Origin of the sequence: Stenotrophomonas sp. HMSC10F07 (assembly GCF_001807895.1) — a bacterium.
Lineage (GTDB): Bacteria > Pseudomonadota > Gammaproteobacteria > Xanthomonadales > Xanthomonadaceae > Stenotrophomonas > Stenotrophomonas sepilia.
In genome coordinates this window covers 42,152-52,840 of sequence record NZ_KV791403.1, presented here as the reverse complement: position 1 = coordinate 52,840, position 10,689 = coordinate 42,152, and the positions used below count along the sequence as shown (strand labels likewise).

Genomic DNA, 10,689 nt, shown 5'->3' with positions numbered 1-10,689 from the left:
CGCCCATCCCGCCTCACCCAACACGCAACAACACAGAGCCGACAACCCGCTGTTGCTGTTGCTGTTGCTGTTGCTGTTGATTTCACAGCAGTCGCGGCCGCAGGCCGCGCGGAACTCTCACAAGTGCCGCAGTTCCTGCTTCAGCGTCGCCACGCACCGGCGGCTGACTTCCAGCGGCTGCTTGCCATGCCGCAACACCGCCTGCACCTGCCCGCCCGAGCCCCGACGCAGCTCCACCAGCTCGTGGCGCGCCACCAGGCAGTTGCGATGGATGCGGATGAAACGGCTGGCGAACTCCTCTTCCAGCGACTTCAGCGATTCCTCGATCAGGTCCTCGCCGCGCGCGTGGTGCACCACCACGTACTTCTCCTCGGCCTGCAGGTAGTGGATATCGTCCAGCGGAATCAGGCGCAGGCTGCCGCGCAGGCGTGCGCACAGCACGCTGCGTGCCTGCTGCCCGCTGTGCTCCTGCGGCCGGCCATCGCGGCCGGCCAGGAACGTGCGCGCACGTGCGATCGCCGCCGCCAACCGTTCGGCACGCACTGGCTTCATCAGGTAGTCGATCGCTGCGGCCTCGAACGCCGACAGCGCATGCGCATCGTAGGCGGTGCAGAACACCACCGCTGGCCGGGGTTCGAAGCTGGCCAGGTGGCGGGCCGCTTCCAGGCCATCCAGCCCGGGCATCGCGATATCCAGCAGGACCAGGTCCGGCTGCAGCTCCGCGCACGCGTGCAGGGCCTGCTCACCGTTGCCGGCCTCGGCCACCACGTCCACGCCGTCCTGTGCCGCCAACAGGCTGCGCAGGCGCTCGCGCGCCAGCGGTTCGTCGTCGGCGATGACTACCCTCACGATCGTTCCCTCACTGGATCGGCACTGTCACCTGGCAGGCATAGTAGCCCTCGCTCCAGCCAGCCGTCATCCGCGCGGTGCTGCCGAAGCGCCAGGCCAGCCGATGGCCGATGCTGTGCTGGGCATGGCCGGCGCCGCGTGCCAGCGCCAGCCCCGGCGCCTGCGGATCGGGTGCCGGGTTGCGTACGCGGATCTGCAGTTCATTGCCCTCGCGCGCCAGCTGCAGTTCGATGGTGCCGCCGTCGGGCAGGCGCGAGATGCCATGCAGCACGGCATTTTCCACCAGCGGCTGCAGTACCAGCCTTGGCAAGGGCAGGTCCCATGGCAGCGGCTCGTCGCGCTGCCAACGCACCTGCAGGCGTTCACCCAGGCGCAGCGATTCGATCGACAGGTAGCGCTCGGCCAGCTCGCATTCGTCGCGAAGGGTGGAATCGCCCTCGCCCGCCCCCAGCGCGGCACGGAACAGATCGGACAGGTCCAGCACCGCGCGCTCGGCGACTGCCGGGTCACGATGCAGCAGGCTGGCGATCAGGTTCATGCTGTTGAACAGGAAATGCGGGCGGATACGCGCCTGCAGCGCGTCGGCCTGCGCGCGCGCGTTGGCCTGCACCTGCGCGGCCCAGCGATCGCTTACGTAGAAGTAGCGCAGCGCCAGCGCGGCGATCAGCGCCGTGGTTGCCGCGCTGCCGAGGGTGAAACGCCAGAAGCTGATGCCGCTGGCGAAGCTGTCGCCCAGCACCGCGTACAGCGCGTGCACGATGCCGGCGCAGACCACCGCGATCAGGGTGGCCAGCACGGTCGCCGCAATGGCGCCCAGCACCGGCGGCAGCCGCGACAGGGTCTGCCGCAGCAGGCACAGGCTGGCGGTCACCGCCAGCGCCAGCCACAGCGCGAATCCGCTGGCCGACAGCAGTTCGCCGAAGGTCCAGTGACGGCTGCCGTCCGGCGCCAGCGCCAGTACCACCACCACCAGCTCGGCCAGGCCGAGCATCGCCGCCAGCCGTGGCAGGCGGCACAGTTCCGGCATCCACGGCGGTGTGCTGGCCGGCGACATGGCTCAGGCGGCGCCCAGGCGTTCCTGCAGCCAGTCACCCAGTGCCTGGATCTCCTCGGCACAGACCTGGTGGGCCATCGGGTAACTGTGCCACGCCACATCCAGGCCCAGCGTACGCAGCGCCTGCGCGCTGTGCGCTGCGACGGCCTGCGGGATCACCGGGTCGCCACTGCCCTGGGCCATGAACACCGGCACCTGCACCGCGCCGTCAACACGCGTGGCGCTGTCGGCTTCGGGCAGATAGGTGGACAGCGCGATCAGGCCGGCCAGCGGCGCGGTACGCGAGAGCGCGGCCGTCAGGATGATCGCCCCACCCTGCGAGAAGCCTGCCAGGAAGATCTTCTCCGGCGCGATGCCGCGCTCGATCTCGCGCGCGATCAGTGCGTCCAGCTGCACCACCGATTCCTGCACGCCAGCCATGTCGGCGCGCGAACGGAAGTCCATGCCCACGATGTCGTACCAGCCGCGCATCGGCACGCCGTTGTTGATCGTGATCGGCCGCACGGGTGCGTGCGGGAACACGAAGCGCAGCGCCGGCCAGTGCGGCCGCACCAGTTCCGGCACGATCGGCGCGAAATCATGGCCGTCGGCGCCGAGGCCGTGCAACCAGATCACCGACCACTGCGGCGAGGCGCCGGTTTCCTGTTCCACCGTTTGCAGCATGATGCGGCTCCTTCAAGTTCGAGCCGCATTATGCCGCTGGCGCGGGGCAATCAGTACAGCGGCGGTTGCGCGGCCGCTTCCCGCCGCAGCTGCGCGGCGCGTACCAGCACCGGTGGCGGGATGTTCTCTTCGGGGATATCGAGCAGGCCGAGGCGATGCAGGAACGCACCGGGGCCGCGCGAGGAGGTCAGCGCCACCACCGGAACGGCCAGAACCATGCCGATCACCACCGGCGCCATCCAGGCCGCCAGCGACGGCGATACCGCCCAGGCCAGCACGCCCATGAAGGCGCCGAACACACCCAGGCCACCGTAGCCACGGATCAACGCCATCCACGAGATGCCGCCGTCGTCACGCTGCTGCGCGTCCCAGCCGGAATCGCGCCCGGACAACACTTCGGCCACGCCGCGTGACTGCACGTACATCACCACCGGCGCCATCAGCGCGGCGAGCACGGTTTCCACCAGCATCGATACGAAGGCACGGATCGGACCGCCACAACCGCGGCGGTCGACCGGGTCCAGCAGCATTGCCAGGTAGCCGAGCACCTTGGGCAGCAGCAGCACCGCCATGGTGGCGGCGAACAGGCGCACCACCTGCTCTTCATCCTGCGCGCGCCAGTACACGCTGGGCGACAGGTGCAGCAGGGCGTTGAAATCGATGCCTTCCTGGAACAGCGGGATGGCGATGCCGATCAGCATCAGCATCGCCCACATCGGTGCGGTGAAATAGTGGCCGATGCCGATCAGCATGTGCGTGCGGCTGATCCAGTGCAGCCCGCGGCTGCCGACCACCTTGCCGTGCTGCAGGTTGCCCTGGCACCAGCGACGGTCGCGCACCAGCAGGTCGGTCAGCGTCGGCGGGCCTTCCTCGTAACTGCCACCGAGGTAGGGCACCATGTGCGCGGCCCAGCCGCCACGACGCATCAGCGCCGCTTCGACGAAATCGTGGCTGAGCACATGGCCGCCGAACGGCTTGCGCCCCGGCAGCGCCGGCAGGCCGGCGTGGTCGGCGAAGGCGCGGGTGCGAATGATGGCGTTGTGGCCCCAGTAGTTGCTCTCGGCGCCGTGCCACCAGGCCACGCCGCGGGCGATCACCGGCCCGTACACGCGGCCACCGAACTGCTGCATGCGCGCGAACAGGGTGCGGCCGCCGATCACCGACGGCAGGGTCTGGATCAGTCCGACGTCGGCGTTGTGTTCCATGCCGGCCACCAGGCGCACGATGCTGTCGCCGGTCATCAGGCTGTCGGCGTCAAGGATCAGCATCTGCGGGTAGGCACCGCCGAAGCGGCGGACCCAGTCGGCGATGTTGCCGGCCTTGCGCCCGCTGTTGTCACCACGGCGACGATAGAACAGGCGCGTCTGCCCCTCCGGCACACGCTCGCGCAGCTCGGCGAACACCTGTTCCTCGGCAGCGGCGATGTCCTCGCGGCGGGTGTCGCTGAGCACGAAGAAGTCGAAGCGGTCGAGCTGGCCGGTGGCCGCCACCGACTCGTAGATCGCCTGCAGGCCCGCCAGCAGGCGGCGCGGGTCTTCGTTGTAGGTCGGCATCAACAGCGCAGTACGGCTGTGCACGGCCGGCAACGGCTTGTCCGGGTCGATGCCCAGGCGATAGCCCCGGTCGAACACCGCGGTCAGGAAGCCGGCCAGGGCGCTGGCAAAGGAGAGCGCGATCCAGGCAAACAGGCCGACGAACAGCACCAGCAGGCAGGCTTCGAGCACGCTGATGCCATTGGCCGACAGCACCCGCCACATCATCCGCGTAGCCACGGCGGTCATGCCGAGCGTGCCACCAAACAGGTACAGCCGGCGCAGGCCGATCAGGCGCGGCGAGGTGCGATGCCGCCGGACCTTCAGTGCGCCTTCGCGCAGGGTCTGTTCGGGCATCGGCAATGGCGATTCAGCGGGCAGCAGCGCCCAGCCGGCATCGAGCCGGGGCGTTCCTGCTTCCGGATGGATGGTCTGCACCCCCATCGTCGCTTACTCCGCGCCGTCGGCACGGCCGGCCATCCCGGCCGGGCTGCATGCACCAAGGTTCCCGGCGCGCTTTCCCGGCGCCCGCACTTGTCCTGGCTGTGTCGGCCTCACGCCGCACAGTCGATGTCTGTCACTACCGGAACCCACACGATCTCCAACGGGGCGGAATCGAAAATGCGGCCCAGTCTAGGGCCCAGAATGTAAGCCGGGTGCGAAGGTCTACACCGGGATTTGTCCCCATTCAGCAAATAGCAGGCGATCACGCCAGGGCATGGCCAGATGTCACTGCATCGCCCCCGGTACTGGATCGTAACAAACGCGAACGGTTATCATTTAATCAACCAGGCAGGTCACCGTCTTCCGCGCGGCCGCGACCCACCCAGCTGCGCCGGTCCAGACCGCGCACCCGACGACCCACGGAAGGGGCGGCTGCCTGCTGTCTGCCTGCGCCTGCTGCTTCCACCGGGTCACCCCACCTCCCATGGAAGCCGTCATGTCCCTGTCGTCCCGTTCCCGTTCCGCGCGCCTGCCGCGCACCCGCCTGGCCACCGCCTGCCTGCTGGCCCTGCCCGGCCTGGCCGCCGCAGAGGCCGCCGCCGATGCCTCCACCAAGGACCTGGATACCGTGGTGGTCACGGCTTCAGGCAGCCAGCAGTGGATCAAGGATGCCCCGGCCAGCATCAGCGTGGTCAGTCGTGAGGACATCGAGCGCCAGCCGGTACCGGATCTGGCCGCCCTGCTCAGCCGCGTACCGGGCGTGACCGGCGGCCTCAGCGCCGTCGGCGAGCAGTCCAAGATCAAGCTGCGTGGCATGCCGTCCAACTACACGCTGGTGCTGGTGGACGGCAAGCGCATGGGCAGCTCGGCCTCGACCAACTATCGCCCCGACCTCGGCCGCCAGGACCTGAACTGGATCTCGCCGGACCAGATCGAGCGCATCGAAGTGGTGCGCGGGCCGATGTCGTCGCTGTATGGCTCCGATGCGATGGGCGGGGTGATCAACATCATCACCCGGCGCATCGGCGACGAATGGAACGGCAGCGCCACCCACAGCTACACCCGCCCGGCTGACGGCAAGCGCGGCGATACCCAGCAGATCGGCGCCACGTTCTCCGGGCCGCTGGGCGAACGCTTCGGCCTGCGCATCGGTGCCAACAGCATGCGCCGCGATTCGGACCGCTCCAACGGCGGTGTCTCCGGCAATGCCTACGCGGGCGAAAAGGACCGCAATGTCGATGCGCTGCTGCAGTGGAAGCTGAGCGACGCACAGGAACTGTCGCTGGAAGCCGGGCACGGCGTGCAGCAGGCCTTCATCGATGCGTCGCTGGAAAAGCAGGACGAAGGTGCCTGGGGTGCCAGTGAGCTCAAGCGCAGCTCGCTGGCGCTCAACCACGATGGCAAGTGGCGCTTCGGCAATTCGAAGATCAGTGCGTACTGGACCGAGTACAGGAACGACATCGGTGCTGCCGGCCGTTCCGAAGCCACCGATACGATCATCGAGGGCAGCCTGACCACGCCGTTCACCCTCGGCGTTGAACACCAGTTCGCCGTAGGCGGCCAATGGAAGCGGCAGGAGCTGACCAACACCGACACCATCGGCCGCGCGCCGATCGACTATGCCGGCAACGCGGTCAGCGGCTCCACTCTGGACGTGGACACCTGGGCGCTGTTTGCCGAGGACGAGCTGAAACTGCACCGCACCCTGGCCCTGACCGTGGGCGCGCGCCTGGACCATCACGAGCAGTTCGGCGGCCACGTCAGCCCGCGTGCGTACCTGGTCTGGCACCCTGCCGAACAGTGGACGATCCGCGGTGGCGTCTCCAAGGGCTTCCGTGCGCCCAGCCTGACCGAGAACTCGGCCAGTGCCGCTACCCAGTCCGGGGGCCGCGGCTGCACCTCGCTGATTCCGCTGGGCTACACCCGTGGCGGGTGCTACATGGCCGGCAACCCGGACCTGGATCCGGAGACCAGCACCAACCGCGAGATCGGCATCAGCTTCGACAATGACCTGATCGATGTCGGCGTGACCTATTTCCACACCGACTTCCGGAACAAGATCGAGTACGCACCGCTGGGCCGGTTCAACGGCATCTGGTGGACGCGCATGAGCAACGTACAGCGCGCGCGCACCCGCGGCATGGAAGGCAACCTCAACGTCCGCTTCGGCGAGCAGTGGCGCTGGCGCACCTCGGCGACCTGGATGAAGGAAGCCAGGAACCTGACCACCGGCCGCAACCTGATCGATACGCCGGAGTTCTCCGGCTATTCGTCGCTGGACTGGGCGCCCAGCACGGTGTTTTCCGGCAGCCTGTCGGCGCAGTACACCGGCAGGCAGACCGGCACCGCCACGACCTTCCTCAAGGCCTATACGCTGTATGACCTGACCGCGGCATGGAACGTCAACGAAGTGCTGACCCTGCGCGGTGGCGTCAGCAACCTGGCCGACAAGAAGCTGTATGCGGAAGGCTCCACCGACTACTTCGTCGCCGGGCGCAGCTACTTCCTGAGCATGACCGCGCGGTTCTGACCGGCGGCACGCGCCGTGATCGCGCTGGCGACATGCCAGCGCGATCGACGGTGTTGCGGGTTACTCGCTTTCCAGCGCGGCCGGTGCCGCATCCCGCGTGGCGGCCGTGCGCGCACGGTCCATCGCCACCGCCAGTTGCTGGCGTGCGAGCAGTTGTTGTGCCTGCACCACTTCAGGTGTCGGCAGGAGCACCGGTCCCGGTGCGTTTTCCGGTGTAGCAGGTGTGGTCATGCAACCCCCATGGACATCCCGCCGCCGCACGGGTTCAGCCGGTGCGGCAGCGGAACTGCGCACCCTATCCTAAAAACAAGGCGGGCGGGTGACGGCGCGGCGCTTGGCCGCAGGCGCGAACAAGGCAGGCGTCACATTCTTGACGCTAGCGCTTGGATCCTGAATAGGACTTGTCCTATCATGAAAACGTTTTCTCACAGGGATGTTTCCCAATGAATACCACCGACCTGTCCCAGTTCAGCCCGAAGTGGCAGTTCCGCTTCAACTTCTTCCGCCAGCACGGCGCCCCCAAGAACCCCGGCTTCAAGCAGGCCTGGAAGGCACTGTCCTTTGGTGACCGCCTGAAGATCAACCTGAACTTCTTCGCGTTGTTCTTCGGTGCCATCTACCTGCTGATTCTCGGCATGTGGCGCAAGGCACTGGTGGTGATCGGCATCAACATCGCGCTGGCCATCGTCACCATGTTCCTGCCGGATGTCGTCGGGCGCATGCTGTTCATCGCCATGAACCTGCTGGTCGCCTCCAGCACCAACTACAGCTACTACCTGGAGAAGGTGGAAGGACGCGCCAGCTGGAACCCGTTTGAAGGAATGTTCTGAGCCATCAGACCTGCGCAGGATGCGCGGCAAGGATGCAACCGACGCCCGGCACCCGCCGGGCGTCTTCGTTTCCGGCATCAGGCCGCGCGGCGGGCCATGCCCTCGGGCTCGGCCTGCAGGCGGAAGCGCGACACCGCCACCGCCAGCTGCTCGGCCTGCTCCTCCATCGCACGGGCGGCGGCACTGGCTTCCTCCACCAGGGCGGCGTTCTGCTGAGTGGTTTCGTCCATCTGCACCACGGTCTGGTTGACCTGCTCGATGCCGGCCGACTGTTCGCGCGACGCGGCCGAGATCTCGGCCATGATTTCGTTGACCCGGCCGACCTGGCCGACGATGTCCTGCATGGTGCGCCCCGCACCGTGCACCAGCTGCGCACCGGCACCGACCTGGGCCACCGAGGCGTCGATCAGCTCCTTGATCTCCTTTGCAGCACCCGCCGAGCGCTGCGCCAGCGCCCGCACTTCACTGGCCACCACTGCGAAGCCACGGCCCTGTTCACCGGCGCGCGCAGCTTCCACTGCCGCGTTCAGCGCCAGGATGTTGGTCTGGAACGCGATGCCATCGATCACCGAGATGATCTCGGCGATACGCTGCGAAGACGCCTCGATCTGCTCCATGGTGTGCACCACCTGGCTGACCACCTGGCCGCCTTCGCTGGCCACGCCCGCTGCGGAACCGGCCAGCGTGTTTGCCTGCAGCGCATGGTCGGCATTCTGGCGCACGGTGGAGGTCAGTTCTTCCATCGACGCGGCGGTTTCTTCCAGGTTGGCGGCCTGCTGTTCGGTGCGGCGCGACAGGTCGCTGTTGCCGGCGGCGATCTCACCGGCGGCCAGGCGGATGCTGGCCGCCGACTGCTGGATCTGGCCGACGATCTGGGTCAGCTGCTGCACGGTGCTGTTGGCATCGTCGCGCATCACCGCAAACACGCCGTGGAAGTCGCCCTGCATGCGGGCACTGAGGTCACCGGCGGCGATCGCGCGCAGCAGCTTCGACAGCGCCGCCAGGTTGTGGTCGCTGACTTCCATCATGGTGTTGAGGGTCTCCACCATGCGGCGGAAATCGTGGTCGAAGCGCAGTGCATCACCGCGCACGGCGAAGTCACCGGCGGCGGCCGCAGCGGCAAGCTGCTGGATCTGCTCGTTGATCGCGGCCAGGTTGCGCTTGGTGGTGGCCATCGCAGCGGTGAACACCGCCTTCTCGCCCGGCAGCGCTTCCATGTCCACGCTGAGGTCGCCAACGGCATAGCGCTGCATCACTTCAACCAGGCGCTGGGTGACCGCATTGCTGGAGGCCACCAGCTGGTTGCTGTCGGCCACCATGCGGCCGTACTCGCCCGGGAAAGCCGCAGCATCCATGCGATAGCTGAGTTCACCGGCATCGTGGCGGCGCGCCATTTCGGCCTGCGCAGCCATCACCGACTGCAACTGCCCACGCATGCCCTGCATCGCGTCCAGCAGGCGCCCCACTTCGTCGTTGCTGCGCGCCGGCAGCGTGCTGTCCAGCTTGCCGGCGGCGACATCACCGGCCACGCGCACCGCTTCGGCCAACGGGCGGATCGCCAAGCGGCGCAGCAGCACGTAGACACCGGCGCTGAGGGTCAGCGCGGCGATCACGCCGACCAGCAGGGTCAGCCACAGCAGCTGGCGTGCCTCAGACACGATCACCGCATGCGGCATCACCACGCCCAGCGCGAAGCGTTGCGGGGCGTCGCCCACGCGCAGCGGCACATACACGCGTACATTGCCGGCCGCATCGGGGCTGAAGGCCTCGAACGGACGGTCGGCGGCGATGTCGGCCAGCATGGTGCGGGTCAGGGCATCGTTGCGCGGCTTGCCGATCTCGGCGGCATTGGCCGAGGCCAGCACCACGCCCTTCGGCGACAGCAGTTCGACGCGGCCAGCCCCCATCGGCTTCAGCGTTGCCAGGTGCTTCTGCAGCGCTGCCAGCGAGAAGTCGACGGTGAATACACCGAGGAACCTGTCGTTCTCGATGATCGGCGTGCTCAACGTGCTCATCAACACCTGCTGCCCGGCGATGTCATAGGCATAGGGTTCGCTGACCTTGGGCAACTTGTCGCGGCTGGGCACCATGTACCAGTCACCGGAACCGCTGGCAGTCTCGGTGTAGTCGGTCATCACCGACTGCTGCGGTTTGCCGTCGTGCCAGGCCCAATAGCTCATGTAGCGGCCGGTGGCATCGTGTGCTTCGGTATTGACGAACTCCGCATCCTTGCCGTCGAAGGCGTCGGCCTCCCACATGGTGCTCTTGCCCAGCCATTGAGGATGAGCACGCAGCTGTTCGCCGAGCACCGCCGCCAGGCTGGCGCGGTCGGGTATGTCACCACGGGCACGCTGGGCCAGCACGGCCTCGACCATGGCGTCATTGCTGGCGAAAGCGGTGCCCAGATCAGCCGCCACCTGGCGCGCCTCGGCGTTGGCCTCGCTGGTCATGGTCTGGCGCGAGGCGCTGATCAGACTGGCGCTGGCCTGTCGGTAGATCAGGAACGCGGTCAGGCCGAAGCACAGCAGCGCGATCACGGCGGTGCCCAGCATCAACTTGTGGGCGATGCTGCCTGGGCGTTGGGCAGTGGCAGAGCGGGAAGAAGGCATGGGAGGGTCCGCAAGGCAGTTCAGGACGACCGGCACCACGAGGGCACCGCGCAGGCGCGCGATCCGTCGCGCAGGCCACCGGCCGCCGGGGCGCGCCCGGCGCTGGAAGCGCACTGGGTTAGCGGCCGCCCGCCAGCGAGGTTGAGGCGGGCGGCCTGCACATTCCTGAATCCGCTCA

General features: G+C 67.7%; 8 protein-coding genes. 2 read left to right on the top strand and 6 right to left on the bottom strand.

The window, feature by feature from the left end:
- Positions 1–117: 117 nt before the first annotated feature.
- From HMPREF3114_RS12230 to mdoH, 4 genes are read right to left on the bottom strand one after another with little or no spacing between them, the layout of a single operon-like run.
- Positions 118–849 carry a LytR/AlgR family response regulator transcription factor gene (locus HMPREF3114_RS12230; protein WP_053497027.1) on the bottom strand — a complete coding sequence of 244 codons (732 nt, stop codon included), beginning with the start codon at positions 847–849 and terminating at the stop codon, positions 118–120.
- 10 nt (positions 850–859) lie between these two features.
- Positions 860–1,903 carry a sensor histidine kinase gene (locus tag HMPREF3114_RS12225; protein ID WP_005419547.1) on the bottom strand — a complete coding sequence of 348 codons (1,044 nt, stop codon included), beginning with the start codon at positions 1,901–1,903 and terminating at the stop codon, positions 860–862.
- 3 nt (positions 1,904–1,906) lie between these two features.
- A complete protein-coding gene (locus HMPREF3114_RS12220) occupies positions 1,907–2,566 on the bottom strand; it encodes an alpha/beta hydrolase (RefSeq protein WP_083297599.1) in 660 nt (219 codons plus the stop codon).
- 50 nt (positions 2,567–2,616) lie between these two features.
- On the bottom strand, positions 2,617–4,542 hold the full coding sequence (gene mdoH / locus HMPREF3114_RS12215) for a glucans biosynthesis glucosyltransferase MdoH (RefSeq protein ID WP_070489851.1): 1,926 nt from the start codon (positions 4,540–4,542) through the stop codon (positions 2,617–2,619).
- A gap of 496 nt (positions 4,543–5,038) precedes the next feature.
- Between mdoH and HMPREF3114_RS12210 the strand changes: the two genes are divergently transcribed.
- On the top strand, positions 5,039–7,072 hold the full coding sequence (locus HMPREF3114_RS12210) for a TonB-dependent receptor domain-containing protein (RefSeq protein ID WP_053497024.1): 2,034 nt from the start codon (positions 5,039–5,041) through the stop codon (positions 7,070–7,072).
- Positions 7,073–7,132: 60 nt separating this feature from the next.
- On the opposite strand, the gene HMPREF3114_RS21205 is transcribed toward HMPREF3114_RS12210, so the two are convergent.
- A complete protein-coding gene (locus HMPREF3114_RS21205) occupies positions 7,133–7,303 on the bottom strand; it encodes a hypothetical protein (RefSeq protein WP_005419553.1) in 171 nt (56 codons plus the stop codon).
- Between the two features lie 212 nt (positions 7,304–7,515).
- Here HMPREF3114_RS21205 and HMPREF3114_RS12205 point away from each other — a divergent pair, with 212 nt between their 5' ends.
- Complete coding sequence (locus tag HMPREF3114_RS12205; protein ID WP_005419554.1) at positions 7,516–7,902, top strand: DUF2628 domain-containing protein; 387 nt, start codon at positions 7,516–7,518, stop codon at positions 7,900–7,902.
- Between the two features lie 77 nt (positions 7,903–7,979).
- On the opposite strand, the gene HMPREF3114_RS21565 is transcribed toward HMPREF3114_RS12205, so the two are convergent.
- The gene (locus tag HMPREF3114_RS21565; RefSeq protein WP_053497022.1) at positions 7,980–10,511 is read right to left on the bottom strand and encodes a methyl-accepting chemotaxis protein; all 2,532 of its coding nucleotides are present in this window, start codon (positions 10,509–10,511) and stop codon (positions 7,980–7,982) included.
- Positions 10,512–10,689: the final 178 nt, after the last annotated feature.